This window comes from Providencia sp. PROV061 (assembly GCF_011045655.1).
GTDB lineage: Bacteria > Pseudomonadota > Gammaproteobacteria > Enterobacterales > Enterobacteriaceae > Providencia > Providencia hangzhouensis.
The window spans coordinates 87,434-107,465 of record NZ_CP042861.1; the positions used below are offsets into that span (position 1 = coordinate 87,434).

At 42.7% G+C, this 20,032-nt stretch carries 11 protein-coding genes, 2 tRNA genes and 3 rRNA genes; 12 read left to right on the top strand and 4 right to left on the bottom strand.

All coding sequences use genetic code 11. The annotated features are described in order from the left end of the window. Positions 1-105: 105 nt before the first annotated feature. Positions 106-1,098: an aspartate--ammonia ligase gene (gene asnA / locus FVA72_RS00415; RefSeq protein WP_004906329.1), complete on the top strand. Its 993-nt coding sequence runs from the start codon at positions 106-108 to the stop codon at positions 1,096-1,098. Here asnA and viaA read toward each other — a convergent pair whose 3' ends face one another. Next, positions 1,099-2,556, bottom strand: coding sequence for an ATPase RavA stimulator ViaA (gene viaA / locus FVA72_RS00420; protein WP_110592753.1), 1,458 nt, complete (start codon positions 2,554-2,556; stop codon positions 1,099-1,101). Positions 2,557-2,558: 2 nt separating this feature from the next. After that, positions 2,559-4,076 carry an ATPase RavA gene (gene ravA / locus FVA72_RS00425; protein ID WP_096863683.1) on the bottom strand — a complete coding sequence of 506 codons (1,518 nt, stop codon included), beginning with the start codon at positions 4,074-4,076 and terminating at the stop codon, positions 2,559-2,561. Between the two features lie 280 nt (positions 4,077-4,356). Between ravA and rbsD the strand changes: the two genes are divergently transcribed. From rbsD to rbsR, 6 genes are all read left to right on the top strand, one after another. Then, positions 4,357-4,776, top strand: a complete 420-nt coding sequence (gene rbsD, locus FVA72_RS00430; protein WP_094962013.1) for a D-ribose pyranase — start codon at positions 4,357-4,359, stop codon at positions 4,774-4,776. Between the two features lie 7 nt (positions 4,777-4,783). Further along, a complete protein-coding gene (gene rbsA / locus FVA72_RS00435; RefSeq protein WP_096863684.1) occupies positions 4,784-6,298 on the top strand; it encodes a ribose ABC transporter ATP-binding protein RbsA in 1,515 nt (504 codons plus the stop codon). Continuing rightward, entirely contained in the window at positions 6,295-7,257 is a 963-nt protein-coding gene (rbsC, locus tag FVA72_RS00440) for a ribose ABC transporter permease (RefSeq protein WP_004906340.1), read from the top strand. The genes rbsA and rbsC overlap by 4 nt, the downstream gene beginning before the upstream one ends. Before the next feature lie 18 nt (positions 7,258-7,275). Continuing rightward, positions 7,276-8,166, top strand: a complete 891-nt coding sequence (gene rbsB / locus FVA72_RS00445; RefSeq protein WP_004906343.1) for a ribose ABC transporter substrate-binding protein RbsB — start codon at positions 7,276-7,278, stop codon at positions 8,164-8,166. 80 nt (positions 8,167-8,246) lie between these two features. After that, a complete protein-coding gene (rbsK, locus tag FVA72_RS00450) occupies positions 8,247-9,176 on the top strand; it encodes a ribokinase (protein WP_004906346.1) in 930 nt (309 codons plus the stop codon). A gap of 3 nt (positions 9,177-9,179) precedes the next feature. Next, entirely contained in the window at positions 9,180-10,181 is a 1,002-nt protein-coding gene (rbsR, locus tag FVA72_RS00455; RefSeq protein WP_164564183.1) for a ribose operon transcriptional repressor RbsR, read from the top strand. Here the strand turns inward: rbsR and mdtD are convergent. Both mdtD and FVA72_RS00465 read right to left on the bottom strand, forming a co-directional pair. Then, positions 10,178-11,581 carry a multidrug transporter subunit MdtD gene (mdtD, locus tag FVA72_RS00460; RefSeq protein ID WP_004906350.1) on the bottom strand — a complete coding sequence of 468 codons (1,404 nt, stop codon included), beginning with the start codon at positions 11,579-11,581 and terminating at the stop codon, positions 10,178-10,180. The two genes, rbsR and mdtD, sit on opposite strands and share 4 nt — an antisense overlap. 47 nt (positions 11,582-11,628) lie before the next feature. Further along, positions 11,629-12,327, bottom strand: a complete 699-nt coding sequence (locus tag FVA72_RS00465) for a FadR/GntR family transcriptional regulator (RefSeq protein ID WP_096863685.1) — start codon at positions 12,325-12,327, stop codon at positions 11,629-11,631. 638 nt (positions 12,328-12,965) lie between these two features. On the opposite strand from FVA72_RS00465, the gene FVA72_RS00470 reads away from it, so the two are divergent. From FVA72_RS00470 to rrf, 5 genes are all read left to right on the top strand, one after another. Continuing rightward, a 16S ribosomal RNA gene (locus FVA72_RS00470) occupies positions 12,966-14,505 on the top strand. A gap of 65 nt (positions 14,506-14,570) precedes the next feature. After that, a tRNA-Ile gene (locus FVA72_RS00475) sits at positions 14,571-14,647 on the top strand. A 122-nt stretch (positions 14,648-14,769) separates the two neighbouring features. Then, a tRNA-Ala gene (locus tag FVA72_RS00480) sits at positions 14,770-14,845 on the top strand. Between the two features lie 326 nt (positions 14,846-15,171). After that, a 23S ribosomal RNA gene (locus FVA72_RS00485) occupies positions 15,172-18,080 on the top strand. 144 nt (positions 18,081-18,224) lie between these two features. After that, positions 18,225-18,340, top strand: a 5S ribosomal RNA gene (rrf, locus tag FVA72_RS00490). The 16S, 23S and 5S rRNA genes sit together here with 2 tRNA genes alongside, the layout of an rRNA operon. The last annotated feature ends 1,692 nt before the right edge of the window (positions 18,341-20,032 follow it).

Below are 20,032 nucleotides of genomic sequence, written 5' to 3' on the forward strand. Positions count from 1 at the left end.
TAAACAGTAAAGGCTTTTTTTAATGATGGATATTGAATTTATACCTCATTTTGTTGCTTAATCTATACATCAGCTAATACAGCTAATAAATTATGGGAATAAATTATGGACAAGTCATTTATCGAACATCAGCAACAAATTAGTTTTGTGAAATCATATTTCTCACGTTTACTTGAAAAAGAATTAGGGTTAATTGAAGTTCAAGGGCCAATCCTAAGCCGCTTAGGGGATGGTACTCAAGACAACTTATCTGGCAGCGAAAAAGCCGTTCAAGTGAAAGTGAAATCAATTCCAGGTGCAACCTTTGAAGTGGTTCATTCTTTGGCTAAATGGAAACGTAAAACCTTAGGGCGTTTCGGTTTTAGTAAAGGCCAAGGTTTATACACTCATATGAAAGCGTTGCGTCCGGACGAGGATCGCTTAACCCCAATCCACTCCGTTTATGTTGATCAGTGGGATTGGGAAAAAGTGATGGCAGATGAGGAACGTACACTTCCTTATCTGAAGCAGACAGTGGGTAAAATCTATAAGGCAATAAAAGAAACAGAAGCTGCCGTAAGTAAAGAATTTGGGTTGGCACCGTTCCTGCCTGACCAAATCCACTTTATTCACAGTGAAGAGTTGTTACAGCGCTACCCTGATTTAGATGCGAAAGGGCGTGAACGCGCAATCGCAAAAGAATTAGGCGCAGTATTCTTAATTGGTATCGGTGGTAAGCTATCTAGCGGTGAATCACATGATGTTCGTGCGCCAGACTACGATGACTGGACAACAAAAAATGAAGACGGTTTTTGTGGTTTGAACGGCGACATCATTGTGTGGAACCCTGTTTTACAGGACGCATTTGAGCTTTCTTCAATGGGAATTCGCGTAAGTCCTGAGTGTTTAACTCGTCAATTAAGTTTAACTGGCGATGAAAAACGTATGGAATTAGAGTGGCACCAAGCGTTAGTGAAAGGTGAAATGCCACAAACTATCGGTGGTGGTATTGGCCAGTCTCGCTTAGTTATGCTACTTCTTCAACGCCAACACATTGGCCAAGTGCAATGTGGTGTATGGGGTGCTGAAATGCAAGAATCCGTTGAAGGTATGCTGTAATTAGCGGCTAAAGCGGCGTAACAGCCTGCTTTTTAACCCAGTATCAAAACGCCAAATATGGTCAAAGATCTTCATGATACTGGGTTTCCCATAATTTGATACAGATACCGCATGGAAGCGGTATTTACCTTTCTTCTGCATAGTCTTTATTTTCTGAATTAACTCATCCGGTAAACGCTGAGCAACAAAATCAGAAATCACCACGGCATCTGCATCAATCCACTGTTTTGATTCCAATTTTATTGCGGTTTCTTGCAAACAAGCCGCAAGGTCAGTCCCACCTTTAAATGTTTGATGTAAAAAACGAATACATTGCTCTAAGCCATCAATAGAAAGTAAATCGTAATGCACAATTTCTGTGGAAAATAACATCACATGGCATGAGCGATTATCCGCCAGCGCAATTTTCATTAGCGCGAGGCAAAATGCTTTGGCGCAGCGTTCATTTAAACCGCCCATCGAACCCGATGTATCAATACATACAACAAATGGTCCTCTTGGCTGTTCTTCATTATGGTGGTGGGTAATAGGGCGCAGAACTTTTCTTTCTTGCCAGCTATCTCCTTGTAACCGATAAGTTAGAAGCTGTTTTTCGAGTAATTTTCGATAGAACTCAAATTCAATATCTTCAAGGCCTAACATAGCGAGTTCTGCAGGTAATAACCGTAAAATATCATCACTCTGATTTAAGCCATTAACTTGCTCAGGAACCGTTTCTGGCACTTTTTCCATGATAGTCATTGGTTCAAGAAAAACACTATCATCAGGAATGGATTGAGCGGATTGGCTACGGCCTAATAATTGGGCTATTTTTTCTAATTCAGGCTGCTGACGTAAAAATTCACTGTATCGGCTTAATAATTGGTCATTATAAGCGGAAGTCATGTTCACACCTTTGGTTAAATCCCACAGCCGGCCAGCAGCACGATCATTTTCGCCAAGAATATCTTCTAAATTACCACTTAGAGCCAGTCGGCGTTGTAATTCTGCCAATAATTGTTCTTTTTCCTGTTCTAGTAGCTCTTTATGTAGTGTTGTAACTTGTAAAATTAAGCTAATACGCCATCTTTGAACAAATAATGATTGTCTTGCACTGCGGTTCTCTATTTTCCCACTCTGTAGCTGATATGCCTCACGGTAAAAAGGGGAATCCAGTTGGTGAAGTTTTGCGATGACATTAGGTAATCGGATAAAAAAGGCATCTGTCGAAATCCCAAGGGACTGACGATAAAGTTCAAATTCTTCTGAAAGTTGTGCGGGAACAAGCGCATCTTGCATACGCTGTTTGAGATCCTTTTTCCAATCCGATAAATCTTTGAGTAAAGCTTTTTTTAATCGAGGATGTTTTTCAAAAAATACCGCTAATTGAGGAGTTGCTAGCAAAGATATAATTATCTCTTCAATTAATTGGCCTTCATTAACCGAAAGCAGCATTTCTAATGTGGCTAAACTCATCATCGCTATTCGGCCACTTTACCCGTGATTTGGTTACGTAATTGGTTTAGCTTTTCAGTGAGCTTTATAAAACTTTGTTCAATATCCGCAAGCCAGTGTGGTTCAATAAATAAGTTGGGCTGCTGTTTTTCAAACTGATAGCGCGCGGCTTGAATCTCACCTTGAATTTTATCTAGCTTGTCTAGCCACTCTTGGTTATTTGTATTTGGCGCAAGTGACGAGGTTTTATCTTGAATATATAAAGTAGATGATTGATGACTTACATCTAATAACTGTATCTGGTTTAAATTATTTACCTCAGCAGCAATGTCTTGCGCAAAACCAATCCCATTTAGATGAGCGGACAGTGTCGTTCCTTTATTTAAGAAGGTTATTAGTGACTTTTTATCAGTTGTTACAAAGGTAACTTTCATATTATGCAGTTGAAGTGGACGATGTAAAAACAGGGTAATTCGACCGTCACTGATATTTTCGGGCAATACGTAAGACGCTTTACGAGCAAACATCGCATTGTTTTTATTGACTTTAAATGCATCTTGGTTGTTTTGGTCTTGGGTCGATGACATCCATTGCTGATAAATTTGCTCTATTTCGCGAGTTAACTTTCTCTGTTGCCAGCCATCTTCTTGTAATAATGACTGCAATAGTTGCGGTAAAGTATTCATCGATTGCATGTCATGCCACAGACAATCCTTTAATAACACAAGATCTAGAGGAGATACGCTGTTGCGACCATTAAAGAAAGCACTTGCTTGTAATAGGTAAACTGCTTTTTTCCAGCGCCTATCGGAAACATAAAGTTGTTTATCTGTAGCATCTAACTGCTGGCGTAATTGGTAAATAAGTTCAAAACAGTGATCGGGTAGCGTAATTTTAGGAATTTCTTGTTGCCACTGTTGGTACTCTTCATCACTGATTTTTAAATGCTCTGGCATTTGAGATTCATTCAGCGATGATTTTCCTGTTAACAGTGCGCGAAAATTTTGTTTCTCTTGTACTTTATCCAACCAAATACGTACTAGCATTCTGTCAAATAGCGCCTCGAGGCTATTATCTGCATCGGGTAATTCATTTGATGCAGTTACTAATAACCGCATAGGGATGGATTTTTCTTCATCACCATTACGGAACTTGCGCTCATTTACCGCCGTTAATAAGGTATTTAAAATGGCTGGGCCCGCTTTCCATATTTCATCAAGAAATACGACTTCAGCGTCTGGTAAATAACCTTTGGTTAAACGTTCATATCGTCCTTCATCTTTTAGCGCCTGTATTGAAAGAGGACCAAAGATTTCTTCCGGTGTTGAAAATCGCGTCATTAAGTACTCAAAAGCGTTTGCGTGACGAAAAGCATATTTCATTCTTCGTGCAATTAAGCTTTTGGCAATACCTGGAGGGCCTAATAGAAATACGCTTTCACCGCTTAATGTGGCTAATAAGCACAAACGAATAGCTTGCTGGCGTTCATATAAACCGCTTTCAAGGTAATTGCTTAATTGGGCTATTCGTTCAGCAAGCTGCATATTCATTCCTTTTATTGTAGAAGCGTTGATATTAAAACTATCAATTTCTTTTATTACATACTGCGACCTATTTTTCCATTTTTCTTTGATATGCTCCAAGAAATTAGAAAAAACGATTCAGCTATAAGTGATTCAATAAGTTATTGTTTTTAAACTTTCTCAACACGAACGAAACGTTTCGATATTGATCACAAATATTAATCATCAATATTGAGTTGTGACTTATCTTTACTATTATTACATGAGCGAAACGTTTCGCTTACTGGAATGGCGGTGAAAAATGAAAAAGGGTGTTTTACTTAATGCCAACGTTACCTCTGTAATCGCAAGATTAGGTCATACAGACCAAATAACGCTTGCTGATGCAGGTTTACCCATTTATCAAGGAACGGAACGTATTGATTTAGCCATTACGCAAGGTTTACCAGATTTCATGTCAGTTTTAAGTGTCATCACCCAAGAGATGCAAGTTGAAAAAGCCATTCTAGCAGAGGAAATCAGCACCATTAACCCACAAATGGAAGCCGCTATTTTGGCTCATTTACAACAGTTAGAAGTCACTCAAAACAATACGATTGAAATTATTTATTGCAGTCATGAACGTTTTAAACAACTCACTCATGACAGTAAAGCAGTGATCCGAACAGGGGAATGTTCACCGTTCGCTAACGTTATTCTTTGTTCTGGTGTGACTTTCTGAGGTGACTATGCAACCTTTATTAGAACTTATCGGGATTGATAAATCATTTCCAGGGGTAAAAGCCCTCAGTGGTGCGACATTGAATGTCTATCCAGGGAAAGTCATGGCGCTGGTGGGGGAAAATGGGGCTGGCAAATCAACCATGATGAAAGTGCTGACAGGTATTTATAAAAAAGATGCCGGGCAAATCCGCTATTTAGGCAAAGAAGTGGCGTTTAATGGGCCCAAAAGTTCCCAAGAGGCGGGTATTGGGATTATCCACCAAGAACTCAACCTGATCCCTGAATTAACCATCGCTGAAAATATTTTTCTAGGCCGAGAGTATGTTAATGCATTTGGCAAAATTAACTGGAAAAAAATGTTCAGTGAGTCTGACAAACTGCTTAAACGGCTTAACCTTGATTATGATAGCCATCAAACTATTGCAGAGCTTTCTATCGGCGAACAACAAATGGTCGAAATCGCCAAAGTCCTTAGCTTCCAATCACAAGTGATTATCATGGATGAACCCACTGATGCGCTAACGGACACGGAAACAGAATCCTTATTTAGAGTTATCGAAGACTTAAAAGCTCAAGGCTGTGGCATTGTTTATATTTCTCATCGTTTAAAAGAAATTTTTGAAATTTGCGACGATGTAACGGTGTTTCGCGATGGCCAGTTTATTGGTGAGAAACCCGTGAGTGAATTAGAAGAAGAAAAACTCATTGAAATGATGGTTGGTCGTAAACTTGAAGACCAATATCCAAGGGTTGAGGTAGAAACTGGAAAAATTAGGCTGCAGCTTGAAGATGTATCTGGACCTGGTGTAACAAATGCCAATTTCACCCTAAAGAGTGGGGAAATTTTAGGTGTATCTGGTTTGATGGGCGCGGGGCGTACAGAGTTGATGAAAATCATCTACGGCGCGGCGACAAAAAAATCAGGTACGATAAAACTGGAAGGCAAACCCGTAACACTGAAAACACCACAAGATGGCTTAAACAGTGGCATTGTTTATATTTCAGAAGACCGTAAACGTGATGGATTAGTATTAGGCATGTCAGTGAAAGAAAATATGTCATTGACGGCATTACGTTATTTTAGTCGTGCGGGGGGAAGTCTCAAGCATGGTGAAGAGCAGCAAACCGTTAGCGATTTCATTCGGTTATTCAATATTAAAACCCCGTCTATGGACCAAATAATTGGCAACCTTTCTGGTGGTAACCAGCAAAAAGTGGCCATTGCGCGCGGTTTGATGACAAGACCAAAAGTACTGATCCTCGATGAGCCAACTCGTGGTGTAGACGTTGGTGCTAAAAAAGAAATTTATCAACTAATTAACCAGTTTAAAAAAGAAGGGCTGAGTATCATTTTAGTTTCTTCAGAAATGCCTGAAGTAATAGGAATGAGTGACCGCATTTTGGTGATGCACGAAGGTCATATCAGCGGCGAATTTTCAGCCAAAGACGCGACTCAGGAAGCCTTAATGGCTGCCGCAGTGGGTAAAAATTATGGCTCAGTTCAGGAGTTATCAGTATGAGTTCAACTACCGCATCATCAAAACGCTGGTTCAGCAAAGCATGGCTGATGGAGCAAAAATCATTAATCGCACTATTAGTTTTGATTGCAATCGTATCAACATTAAGCCCGAATTTTTTTACGGTTAATAACCTATTCAATATCTTACAACAAACCTCCGTCAACGCCATTATGGCGGTTGGGATGACATTAGTTATCTTAACGTCAGGAATCGACCTTTCTGTTGGGTCCTTATTGGCCTTAACGGGAGCGGTTGCAGCCTCCATGGTCGGGGCGGAAGTTAACGCATTAGTGGCTGTTGCGGGAGCACTAGCACTTGGTGCTGCTATCGGTGCATGTACAGGAGTGATTGTTGCAAAAGGAAAAGTCCAAGCTTTCATTGCGACTTTAGTCATGATGCTACTACTGCGTGGTGTGACACGAGTTTATACAGACGGCAGCCCTATCAATACAGGATTTAGTGATAACGCAGATTTATTCGGTTGGTTTGGTATTGGCCGTCCATTTGGTATTCCAACTCCAGTCTGGTTAATGATCATCGTTTTTGCTGCTGCGTGGTATATGTTGCATCATACTCGCCTTGGTCGTTACATCTACGCACTTGGTGGGAATGAAGCGGCTACCCGTCTTTCTGGTATTAATGTTGACCGTATTAAAATAGTGGTTTATGCCTTATGTGGACTGCTAGCGGCATTGGCGAGTGTCATTGAAGTTGCACGTTTATCATCAGCTCAGCCAATGGCAGGTAATGGGTATGAACTTGATGCTATCGCTGCGGTTGTACTTGGTGGTACCAGCCTTGCTGGTGGTAAGGGGCGTATCGTCGGAACATTGATTGGTGCGCTTATCCTTGGTTTCTTAAACAATGGATTAAACTTATTAGGTATTTCGTCAAACTACCAGATGATTGTTAAAGCTGTCGTCATCTTACTCGCTGTACTTGTTGATAATAAAAAGTAACCCTACAGGAAAATTATTATGAAACTGAACAAACTAGCAACGTTATTATCTGCAGTTGCACTGAGTGCAACCGTTAGTGTCAATGCGATGGCGAAAGATAGCATTGCACTCGTAATTTCTACATTGAATAACCCGTTCTTTGTGACGATGAAAGATAGCGCACAAAAAGAAGCGGATAAATTGGGTTATGAGCTGATTGTTTTAGATTCCCAAGATAATCCAGCTAAAGAATTAGCCAACGTTCAAGATTTAACCGTTCGTGGTACAAAATTAATGTTAATTAACCCAACGGATTCAGATGCGGTGGGTAACTCAATATTAATGGCTAATAAAGCAAATATACCTGTCATCACTTTGGATAGAGCAGCTAACAAAGGTGAAGTTGTCAGCCATGTGGCATCAGATAACCGCATGGGCGGGAAAATGGCTGCCGACTATATTGCACAAAAAACAGGCAATGAAGCGAAAGTGATTCAATTAGAAGGTATTTCAGGTACATCAGCAGCGCGTGAGCGCGGTGAAGGTTTTAGTACTGGAGCAAAAGAGCACAAATTCAATTTACTGGCGAGCCAACCTGCTGATTTCGATAGAACAAAAGGCTTGAACGTAATGCAAAACTTGTTAACGGCACATCCCGCTGTTCAAGCGGTATTTGCTCAAAATGATGAAATGGCATTAGGGGCATTAAGAGCTTTACAAACCGCAGGCCGTACTGATGTTCTGGTTGTCGGTTTTGATGGAACAAATGATGGTATCAAAGCTGTTGAAGGTGGAAAATTAGGTGCAACTATTGCACAGCGCCCAGACCAAATTGGGATTGTTGGTGTTCAGATTGCAGATAAAGTCTTAAAAGGCGAAAAAGTGGATTCAACGGTTCCGGTTGAATTAGAATTAGTGGTAAAACAATAAGATAAAAACCGCCGCGGCATACTGCGGCGGTTTATTTTAGTTTGCAATTCATTGGGTCATCAAAAAAGGAAATAAACGTTATGGGTACAGCAAAACTGGTGGTTCTCGGTAGTATCAATGCGGATCATATATTAAATGTTAAGCATTTCCCTCAGCCGGGTGAAACCGTTAGAGGCGATCATTACCAAGTTGCATTTGGCGGGAAAGGCGCCAACCAAGCTGTTGCAGCAGGTCGCAGTGGTGCTGACATAACGTTTATTGCTTGTGTTGGTGATGACGATATTGGTGTGAGTATAAAAAAACAGTTATCTCTCGATAATATTAAAACTGAATGTATTGATGCAATTGAAGGTGAAACGACAGGTGTCGCCCTCATTTATGTGAATCAACAAGGGGAAAATACAATTGGCATCAATGCAGGTGCAAATGCGCAACTAACCAAGGCAAGGTTAGCTCATTATCAGCAAAAAATTGTGGAAGCGGACGCGGTATTGATGCAACTGGAATCCCCCATTGAAACAGTACAAATGGCCGCTGAAATAGCTAAGAAAAACAATACGAAAGTCATTTTGAACCCTGCACCTGCTCAATCATTACCTGATTCATTATTATCATTAGTTGATATCATCACACCAAATGAAACAGAAGCTGAACACTTAACAGGTATTGCGGTTAATGATAATCAAGGTGCTCAGGATGCAGCTGAAGCCTTACATCAAAAAGGTATTAGTAAAGTGATGATAACACTTGGTTCTCGAGGTGTTTGGTATAGTGAAAAAGGTGCAGAAGGTAAAATAATTTCTGCATTTCGCGTAAAAGCAGTGGATACTATTGCCGCAGGTGATACATTCAATGGGGCTTACGTTACTGCACTGCTTGAAGGTAAGGCTGACGAAGAAGCGATTATTTTTGCTCATGCGGCGGCGGCGATAGCTGTGACTCGCCCAGGAGCTCAACCGTCTGTTCCATGGCGTAAAGAAATTGACCAGTTTTTGACTCAACAGGATTAACTTGTGGCAACAATGAAAGATGTGGCACGCCTTGCGGGGGTGTCGACATCCACCGTCTCTCACGTTATTAATCAAAATCGCTATGTCAGCGAGAGCATTACCACTCGCGTTAAAAATGCGATTGAAGAGTTAAACTATGCCCCTTCTGCGTTAGCGCGTAGTTTAAAAATGAATCGTACTAATACGATTGGGATGTTACTGACAACAAGTAATAACCCATTCTACGCAGAAGTAGTGCGGGGGGTAGAGCGGAGTTGTTACGAACGCGGTTATAGTTTGATTTTGTGCAACACTGAAGGTGACCTTCAGCGGATGAATCATAGTTTAGAAACGTTGCTACAAAAGCGTGTTGATGGGCTATTGATTATGTGCACAGAAGTTCAAGGGCCATCAAAAAATGTTTTGGCTCGTTACCCCGCTGTGCCAACGGTTATGATGGACTGGTCACCATTCGAATCAGATGGCGATATCATTCAAGATAACTCTTTTCTTGGTGGGGAAATAGCCACTCGTTACCTTATTGAATCTGGTTTTACCCGTATTGCATGTATTGCAGGACCACAAGACAAATCACCAGCAAGGGCACGCCATCAAGGTTTTATTCAAGCCATGACAGATGGCGGCATTAATATTTATGATGATTATATCATTTTCAGTGATTTTGAATTTGCTGGTGGGTTTGAGTCTATGAATAAACTGCTTAGCTTACCTGTCCCTCCCGAGGCTATTTTTGCCGGTAATGATGCGATGGCGGTGGGAGCTTATCAAGCGATATACCAAAAGGGCTTGAAAGTACCTGATGATATTTCAATTATTGGTTATGATGATATCGATCTTTCACCTTATATGATCCCACCACTAACAACAATTCATCAGCCAAAAGATAAGTTAGGCCAACAGGCTGTTGACCAACTTATTTATCGTATGGATAACCCAGAGGCAAAGGCGAGCGTTTTGGTTCTTACCCCTGAGCTAATTGAGCGCCAATCGGTTAAAAAATATTAATTCTTCGCTTTTTTGGTTTTGTTTTTTATTAAATTATCACCGTCTGTCTTACTTAATAATAAGAAGACAAAAGCTGAGATAAGCGTAATGACACCAACGGTAATAAAAGTGTAGTGAAAATTATCGACCGTATTGCTATTAGGTTGTCCACCATAGAAGTTTAAGATTGCAGCACTGACTGCAATACCGAAGCTTATCGATAGTTGCTGAGTCACCGCTAACATACTATTTCCCGCACTTGCATTATTGTCTGTTAAATCAGCCAAGCAAATAGTATTCATTGCGGTGAACTGCACTGACATTACCATTCCTAAAATGAATAAAGGTACGATTAACAGGTAAATCGACATACTTGGTGATTGTAAGGAAAACTGTGCGATCATTAATCCAATAATAATGGTGATAACAAATAATGTATTACGGTAGCCATACTTAGTTAGGACCCGAGTAACTCCCGATTTAGCAGTGATTGACCCTATTGCTAGTGGTGCCATCATCATTCCTGCCACAACGGCTTCGTAACCAAAACCCACCTGCAACATTAATGGCATTAAAAATGGAATACTGCCTGTTCCTAAGCGTGTCGCGATATTACCACTGATCCCAATAGAAAATGTACGCGTTTTAAATAAATTCAATGGGATTATTGCGTGCTTAGTGCGTCTTGCATGGAAAATATAAACAAATAAGAAGAGAAAGCCGACTAAGACAATAGTGACTGGAATCGATGTTGAAAGAGATTTATCACTGAATAAGTCTAAGCTGACAGATAGCATGACTAAGCCGGAACCAAACAATAAGAACCCTAAAGTATCAAATTTACGTTTTGGCATTTTAAAGTCAGGCATATGTTTTAAGGCATAAAAAATACCTAAAACACCAATAGGAATATTAATGATAAATATCCAATGCCAAGTTGCATAGGTTACTAAGATACCACCTAATAGAGGCCCCAATATTGGCCCAACTAAACCAGGGATGGTGACGAAATTTAAGATAGGTAATAACTCACTTCGAGGGTAAGCCCTTATTAAGGCTAAGCGGGCGACTGGCATCATCATTGCCCCACCAATTCCTTGAATAACCCTAGAGGTCACTAAGAAATTTAAGGAAGGCGAAAGGGCACAAAGTAATGAACCAAGAGAAAATAAAGAAACCGCTAAAATAAATATACGTCTTGTACCAAATCTATCTGCAAACCAGCCGCTAACAGGAATCAATAGAGCAACAGTAAGCGTATAACTGACTACGGCTGATTGCATCGCAAGCGGCGAGTGATCAAGGCTTCTTGCAATATCAGGTAAAGCCGTATTCAAAATTGTGGCATCAAGCGCTTGCATGAAAAAGGCCATTGCCGCAATCCATGGAAGGCCAGACATATTTTTCGCTGTTTTGAACATCAGTTACCTATACAAATAAATGAAAGCTTTAATGGAATATTGTTTTGTTAGTCTTGCTTTTGGGTAATCGTTAGTAAGTTATAGCAAAGGTCGAGTGCTACTGTACTTTTACCATGAATAATTGCATTGGCAAGTTGTTGATGAATTTCGACCTCTATAACCTCATTATTAGTAATGACATCAAAGTAACGCAGATAAATAGAACGGAATAAATTAGCAAAAGAAATTAAGAAAGGATTGGCACAAGCTTTGTAAATAGTTAAATGGAAATGATAATCAACTTTCACCCAATGCGCTCTGTCAAATTCTTTGGCTAGTAATTGCATTTCACTTGCTAACAGTTGTAATGATTGCTTTTGTTCTTTTGTTGCATGTATAGCTGCAAGATAACAAGCTTGAGGTTCTATCGCTAGTCTAACCATTTTAAAGTGTTCCATCACGACAGATTGCTCTTCGATATTGGACCACCATGTTAAGAGATCTTGGTCTAAAAAATTCCAATTTGAGGGAGGCATAACCCGGGTACCTATTTTGGGGCGAGCTAATACCATACCTTTTGCAGCTAATATTTTTATTGCTTCTCTTATTGCTGTTCGACTTGCTTGGAATTGTTCTGATAATTCTAATTCGCTGGGTAAAATGGAATCAGGTAAATAGGCGCTGGTTAAAATCAACTGGCCAAGATTTTCTGCAATAATATAAGAGCGATTTTTTTGTGAGGCTGTTTGTTGCTTACTTAATTCCATAATTCATCTCAAAGCATAATTCTTAGATGCATATATTACGTGAGTAGATGTGTGATTGCTGCTTAAATAGTCAACATATAGACCTAATTTAACTTATAAATATGTTTTTGGCTAAAAAAAACACGAACAAAATAAAAACGCAAAAAAACACTTGCGAGAATTTTTCGACTCCCTATAATGCGCATCCGTTGTCACGACAAACCGGTTAGAAGAAAGCTTCATAACCCAGTGATAACAGAGGTGAGAAAGAAAAAGTTGAAAATAAACGCTTGACTTTCTAAATGAAAAACGTATTATACGACACCTCGCGACAACGACCTGATTCACAAAATCCGGTTCAAAAATCGAAAGATTCAGTCGCAACGCTCTTTAACAATTTATCAGACAATCTGTGTGGGCACTCACAGGACACTATCAAAAAAATATTTGATTTTAAGTCTTGAAGAGTGACTAACACGTTAATTCATATATATGAAATAAGGTAGTAACGCTTATTTTGGAAGGATAACGCGAAGGCAAGCAGAGATAACCCGAGACAGTACTTAGGTACGGCGAGGGGAAGCGATGCGAAGCCGACAAAGTTAGCCGAACAAAAGAACGTTACGGTCAGTAAGACATTCTTTGAGCATCAAGCTTTTTAATTGAAGAGTTTGATCATGGCTCAGATTGAACGCTGGCGGCAGGCCTAACACATGCAAGTCGAGCGGTAACAGGGGAAGCTTGCTTCCCGCTGACGAGCGGCGGACGGGTGAGTAATGTATGGGGATCTGCCCGATAGAGGGGGATAACTACTGGAAACGGTAGCTAATACCGCATAATCTCTCAGGAGCAAAGCAGGGGAACTTCGGTCCTTGCGCTATCGGATGAACCCATATGGGATTAGCTAGTAGGTGAGGTAATGGCTCACCTAGGCGACGATCCCTAGCTGGTCTGAGAGGATGATCAGCCACACTGGGACTGAGACACGGCCCAGACTCCTACGGGAGGCAGCAGTGGGGAATATTGCACAATGGGCGCAAGCCTGATGCAGCCATGCCGCGTGTATGAAGAAGGCCCTAGGGTTGTAAAGTACTTTCAGTCGGGAGGAAGGCGCTGATGCTAATATCATCAGCGATTGACGTTACCGACAGAAGAAGCACCGGCTAACTCCGTGCCAGCAGCCGCGGTAATACGGAGGGTGCAAGCGTTAATCGGAATTACTGGGCGTAAAGCGCACGCAGGCGGTTGATTAAGTTAGATGTGAAATCCCCGGGCTTAACCTGGGAATGGCATCTAAGACTGGTCAGCTAGAGTCTTGTAGAGGGGGGTAGAATTCCATGTGTAGCGGTGAAATGCGTAGAGATGTGGAGGAATACCGGTGGCGAAGGCGGCCCCCTGGACAAAGACTGACGCTCAGGTGCGAAAGCGTGGGGAGCAAACAGGATTAGATACCCTGGTAGTCCACGCTGTAAACGATGTCGATTTGAAGGTTGTTCCCTAGAGGAGTGGCTTTCGGAGCTAACGCGTTAAATCGACCGCCTGGGGAGTACGGCCGCAAGGTTAAAACTCAAATGAATTGACGGGGGCCCGCACAAGCGGTGGAGCATGTGGTTTAATTCGATGCAACGCGAAGAACCTTACCTACTCTTGACATCCAGAGAATTTAGCAGAGATGCTTTAGTGCCTTCGGGAACTCTGAGACAGGTGCTGCATGGCTGTCGTCAGCTCGTGTTGTGAAATGTTGGGTTAAGTCCCGCAACGAGCGCAACCCTTATCCTTTGTTGCCAGCGATTCGGTCGGGAACTCAAAGGAGACTGCCGGTGATAAACCGGAGGAAGGTGGGGATGACGTCAAGTCATCATGGCCCTTACGAGTAGGGCTACACACGTGCTACAATGGCGTATACAAAGAGAAGCGACCTCGCGAGAGCAAGCGGAACTCATAAAGTACGTCGTAGTCCGGATTGGAGTCTGCAACTCGACTCCATGAAGTCGGAATCGCTAGTAATCGTAGATCAGAATGCTACGGTGAATACGTTCCCGGGCCTTGTACACACCGCCCGTCACACCATGGGAGTGGGTTGCAAAAGAAGTAGGTAGCTTAACCTTCGGGAGGGCGCTTACCACTTTGTGATTCATGACTGGGGTGAAGTCGTAACAAGGTAACCGTAGGGGAACCTGCGGTTGGATCACCTCCTTACCATTGAAGTGTTTTTGTGAAGTGCTCACACAGATTGTCTGATGAAATAGAGTAGCGGTATCGATAGGCTTGTAGCTCAGGTGGTTAGAGCGCACCCCTGATAAGGGTGAGGTCGGTGGTTCAAGTCCACTCAGGCCTACCAAAATCGAATTGATGCGTCGTTATAGATTAGCTCACTTACCTAAGTAAGCTTCGCCAATCTATGCCTTGCCTGAATTCGATTTGTCATTTAATGACTTATATTGATACCGAAAATACCTTTATGGGGCTATAGCTCAGCTGGGAGAGCGCCTGCCTTGCACGCAGGAGGTCAGCGGTTCGATCCCGCTTAGCTCCACCATAAATTTTTCTGATTATTCAGAATAGATTAGTAATAGTCTATTGCGAATAATTATGCTCTTTAACAATCTGGAACAAGCTGAAAATTGAAAACAACGCACATTGTTTATCGCTTAAACAATGTGAGAGTCTCTCAAAATTTCAGACCTGAAATTTTCGGTCACTTTAGCGAGTGGCATGAGCGAGCAGTCAGTCCTTCGCGGCGGCCAGCGCACAGCAAGCGCAGCATACATAAGTATGTGAGCATTGCGAGCACTGCCCAACAAAGAAGGAATGCACGCACAGCCATGACAGTAAGGTGAACGTTGAAACAATTTCGGGTTGTGAGGTTAAGCGACTAAGCGTACACGGTGGATGCCTAGGCAATCAGAGGCGATGAAGGACGTGCTAATCTGCGATAAGCGTCGGTAAGGTGATATGAACCGTTACAACCGACGATTTCCGAATGGGGAAACCCAGTGCAATTCGTTGCACTATCGTTTGATGAATACATAGTCAAACGAAGCGAACCGGGGGAACTGAAACATCTCAGTACCCCGAGGAAAAGAAATCAACCGAGATTCCCCTAGTAGCGGCGAGCGAACGGGGAGCAGCCCAGAGTCTTAATCAGCATTAGCATCAGGAGAACGGTCTGGAAAGTCCGGCAGTAAAGGGTGATAGCCCCGTATCCGAAGATGTTAGTGTTGTGAACTCGACGAGTAGGGCGGGACACGTGTTATCCTGTCTGAATATGGGGGGACCATCCTCCAAGGCTAAATACTCCTGATTGACCGATAGTGAACCAGTACCGTGAGGGAAAGGCGAAAAGAACCCCGGCGAGGGGAGTGAAATAGAACCTGAAACCGTGTACGTACAAGCAGTGGGAGCCTTGATTTATCAGGGTGACTGCGTACCTTTTGTATAATGGGTCAGCGACTTATATTCTGTAGCAAGGTTAACCGTATAGGGGAGCCGTAGGGAAACCGAGTCTTAACTGGGCGAATAAGTTGCAGGGTATAGACCCGAAACCCGGTGATCTAGCCATGGGCAGGTTGAAGGTTGGGTAACACTAACTGGAGGACCGAACCGACTAATGTTGAAAAATTAGCGGATGACTTGTGGCTGGGGGTGAAAGGCCAATCAAACCGGGAGATAGCTGGTTCTCCCCGAAAGCTATTTAGGTAGCGCCTCGTGAACTCATCTTCGGGGGTAGAGCACTGTTTCGACTAGGGGGTCATCCCGACTTACCAACTCGATGCAAACTACGAATACCGAAGAATGTTATCACGGGAGACACACGGCGGGTGCTAACGTTCGTCGTGAAGAGGGAAACAACCCAGACCGCCAGCTAAGGTCCCAAAGTCATAGTTAAGTGGGAAACGAAGTGGGAAGGCTCAGACAGCCAGGATGTTGGCTTAGAAGCAGCCATCATTTAAAGAAAGCGTAATAGCTCACTGGTCGAGTCGGCCTGCGCGGAAGATGTAACGGGGCTAAACTATGCACCGAAGCTGCGGCAGCGATATGTAAATATTGTTGGGTAGGGGAGCGTTCTGTAAGCCTGTGAAGGTGTGCTGTGAGGCATGCTGGAGGTATCAGAAGTGCGAATGCTGACATAAGTAACGATAATGCGGGTGAAAAACCCGCACGCCGGAAGACCAAGGGTTCCTGTCCAACGTTAATCGGGGCAGGGTGAGTCGACCCCTAAGGCGAGGCAGAAATGCGTAGTCGATGGGAAACGGGTTAATATTCCCGTACTGGTGATAATTGCGATGGGGGGACGGAGAAGGCTAGGCTATCCGGGCGACGGTTGTCCCGGTTTAAGAATGTAGGCAGGTGAATTAGGCAAATCCGGTTCACTACATGCTGAGGTTCGATGACGAGTCACTACGGTGATGAAGTAGCTCATGCCCCGCTTCCAGGAAAAGCCTCTAAGCTCTAGATTATCATTAATCGTACCCCAAACCGACACAGGTGGTCAGGTAGAGAATACTCAGGCGCTTGAGAGAACTCGGGTGAAGGAACTAGGCAAAATGGTGCCGTAACTTCGGGAGAAGGCACGCTGGCATTAGGTGAAGTGATTTACTCATGGAGCTGAAGCCAGTCGCAGATACCAGCTGGCTGCAACTGTTTATTAAAAACACAGCACTGTGCAAACACGAAAGTGGACGTATACGGTGTGACGCCTGCCCGGTGCTGGAAGGTTAATTGATGGGGTTATCCGTAAGGAGAAGCTCTTGATCGAAGCCCCAGTAAACGGCGGCCGTAACTATAACGGTCCTAAGGTAGCGAAATTCCTTGTCGGGTAAGTTCCGACCTGCACGAATGGCGTAATGATGGCCAGGCTGTCTCCACCCGAGACTCAGTGAAATTGAACTCGCTGTGAAGATGCAGTGTACCCGCGGCAAGACGGAAAGACCCCGTGAACCTTTACTATAGCTTGACACTGAACATTGAGCCTTGATGTGTAGGATAGGTGGGAGGCTTCGAAGCGTGGACGCCAGTCTGCGTGGAGCCAACCTTGAAATACCACCCTTTAATGTTTGATGTTCTAACGTTGCCCCATTATCTGGGGTGCGGACAGTGTCTGGTGGGTAGTTTGACTGGGGCGGTCTCCTCCCAAAGAGTAACGGAGGAGCACGAAGGTTGGCTAAGCATGGTCGGACATCATGCGGTTAGTGCAAAGGCATAAGCCAGCTTGACTGCGAGAGTGACGGCTCGAGCAGGTACGAAAGTAGGTCTTAGTGATCCGGTGGTTCTGAATGGAAGGGCCATCGCTCAACGGATAAAAGGTACTCCGGGGATAACAGGCTGATACCGCCCAAGAGTTCATATCGACGGCGGTGTTTGGCACCTCGATGTCGGCTCATCACATCCTGGGGCTGAAGTAGGTCCCAAGGGTACGGCTGTTCGCCGTTTAAAGTGGTACGCGAGCTGGGTTTAGAACGTCGTGAGACAGTTCGGTCCCTATCTGCCGTGGGCGTTGGAAGATTGAAAGGGGCTGCTCCTAGTACGAGAGGACCGGAGTGGACGCACCACTGGTGTTCGGGTTGTCATGCCAATGGCATTGCCCGGTAGCTAAGTGCGGAAGAGATAACCGCTGAAAGCATCTAAGCGGGAAACTTGCCTTGAGATGAGTCTTCCCTGACTCTTTAAGAGTCCTAAAGGAACGTTTAAGACTAAGACGTTGATAGGTTGGGTGTGTAAGCGTAGCGATACGTTGAGCTAACCAATACTAATGAACCGTGAGGCTTAACCTGACAACACCGAAGGTGTTTTAGAGAGATAGAGTTGTTTTCGAGAAGTGAGAAGCCGAAAGGTGAAGGACACGCAGCTTGTTTGAGATTGAGGTTCTGGTTTAAGGAAGGTGAAAACCAAATTAAACGGGAACAAAACAGAATTTGTCTGGCGGCAATAGCGCGGTGGTCCCACCTGACCCCATGCCGAACTCAGCAGTGAAACGCCGTAGCGCCGATGGTAGTGTGGGGTCTCCCCATGTGAGAGTAGGGAACTGCCAGACATTAAATTAGTGAGAAAGCCACCCATTGGGTGGCTTTTTTGCGTTTGGAGAAAAAAAGAAAAACAGTGGGTGTTGAGGTTAGGTGGTGGGGGGCCTAAGCTTTAGTTCCTCAGTTCCTTAATGCTTTACTCCCTAATTTTAATTCCCTTTTTATCGCTTACTTTCTCATTAGACGATGTATTACACATCTCTTCATCTTTTTTAGCTACTCTTGGGGCTCCCCTCTATCTATCACCATCATTAATGAGAGTGCGTGATGCAAAGTAGTGAGTAACAGCTCACAGGTTGTTTAGGGTAGTGAAATTTTAATAAAATCAAATAAATATTGTGGATTGGATGCTTGCCCATCACGGTGATGAATGACATCGCTTGAATCAAAGATATCAGTAACAACTCACCTCTTTTTTGACCGGGACGAGGTGGGTAGGAGGAAAAACTCAATTCCTTGTATTTAAATGATGGATGCGATTAATAAACATAAAGTAGTCAGTAACAACTCACTTGTTGAAGGAGACGGTGGCTGTTGGTGAAGGTGTGATAACAGGGGTAGGAGAAGTAATGGAGGGGGAGCGGTTGTATTGGTGCGCTGAATGGATATTGTGAATGCAAAGTAGTGAGTAACAGCTCACAGATTATTTAGGGTAGCGAAATTTTAATAAAATCAAATAAATATTGTGGGTTGGGTGTTTCCCCATCACGGTGATGAATGACATCGCTTGAGCCAAAGTAGTCAGTAACAACTCACTTGTTGAAGGAGACGGTGGCTGTTGGTGAAGGTGGGATAACAGGGGGTAGGAGAAGTAATGGAGGGGGAGCGGTTGTATTGGTGCGCTGAATGGATATTGTGGATGCAAAGTAGTGAGTAACAGCTCACAGGTTGTTTAGGGTAGCGGAATTTTAAGAATATCACGAGAGTACTGTGGATTGGATGTTTGTCCATCACGGTGATGAATGACACCGCTTGAGTCAAAGTAGTCAGTAACAACTCACTTGTTGAAGGAGACGGTGGCTGTTGGTGAAGGTGGGATAACAGGGGGTAGGAGAAGTAATGGAGGGGGAGCGGTTGTATTGGTGTAATGAATGGATATATTAAATGCAAAGTAGTAAGTAACAACTCACCTCTCTTTTTAGCCGTATAGAGAATGGGCGAGGAGGGTAGGAGGAAAACTCAATTCCCTGTATTTAAGTGATAAATGTGATTAAGAAACATAAAGTAGCAAGTAAAAGCTCATAAATTGTGATGACAAAGAATATATATTTAGTGATGACTATATTTCAGGTTTCGTAATTATTGTATTGGGAGATTGAGATGGTAAATGTAATTGAAGGGGGCAAAATAGTAAATAACAGCTTTACAGCAAAGGTAGTAGAGGTAGGTTAGATAAGTTTATATCTCTGAGTGCAATTGCTGTGTGATTTGACTCTCTGGTTGATAGATAATCTATGATCTATTAAAAATAGTAATGACTTAATAAAACTATCTGACAGGATTACTCTTAACTTATCCTATAATGTTTATAGTTTTAATGGTTTTTATGGTGTTAATTAAGTAACGCAAGTAAGTCATTATTTGAACAATAAATTCATTAATATCAATAGATAAAAATAAAATAACCAATTTTACTCATAAATAAATTAACTATTTTGTTTGCATATTTTTAATGAATAAGCGCACGATTGTTTATTTTTTTA

Bases quoted from the DNA above. Each gene is read 5' to 3' on its own strand.
- asnA (WP_004906329.1), top strand. From the start codon at position 106: ATGGACAAGTCATTTATCGAACATCAGCAACAAATTAGTTTTGTGAAA.
- viaA (WP_110592753.1), bottom strand. From the start codon at position 2,556: ATGATGAGTTTAGCCACATTAGAAATGCTGCTTTCGGTTAATGAAGGC.
- ravA (WP_096863683.1), bottom strand. From the start codon at position 4,076: ATGCAGCTTGCTGAACGAATAGCCCAATTAAGCAATTACCTTGAAAGC.
- rbsD (WP_094962013.1), top strand. From the start codon at position 4,357: ATGAAAAAGGGTGTTTTACTTAATGCCAACGTTACCTCTGTAATCGCA.
- rbsA (WP_096863684.1), top strand. From the start codon at position 4,784: ATGCAACCTTTATTAGAACTTATCGGGATTGATAAATCATTTCCAGGG.
- rbsC (WP_004906340.1), top strand. From the start codon at position 6,295: ATGAGTTCAACTACCGCATCATCAAAACGCTGGTTCAGCAAAGCATGG.
- rbsB (WP_004906343.1), top strand. From the start codon at position 7,276: ATGAAACTGAACAAACTAGCAACGTTATTATCTGCAGTTGCACTGAGT.
- rbsK (WP_004906346.1), top strand. From the start codon at position 8,247: ATGGGTACAGCAAAACTGGTGGTTCTCGGTAGTATCAATGCGGATCAT.
- mdtD (WP_004906350.1), bottom strand. From the start codon at position 11,581: ATGTTCAAAACAGCGAAAAATATGTCTGGCCTTCCATGGATTGCGGCA.
- FVA72_RS00465 (WP_096863685.1), bottom strand. From the start codon at position 12,327: ATGGAATTAAGTAAGCAACAAACAGCCTCACAAAAAAATCGCTCTTAT.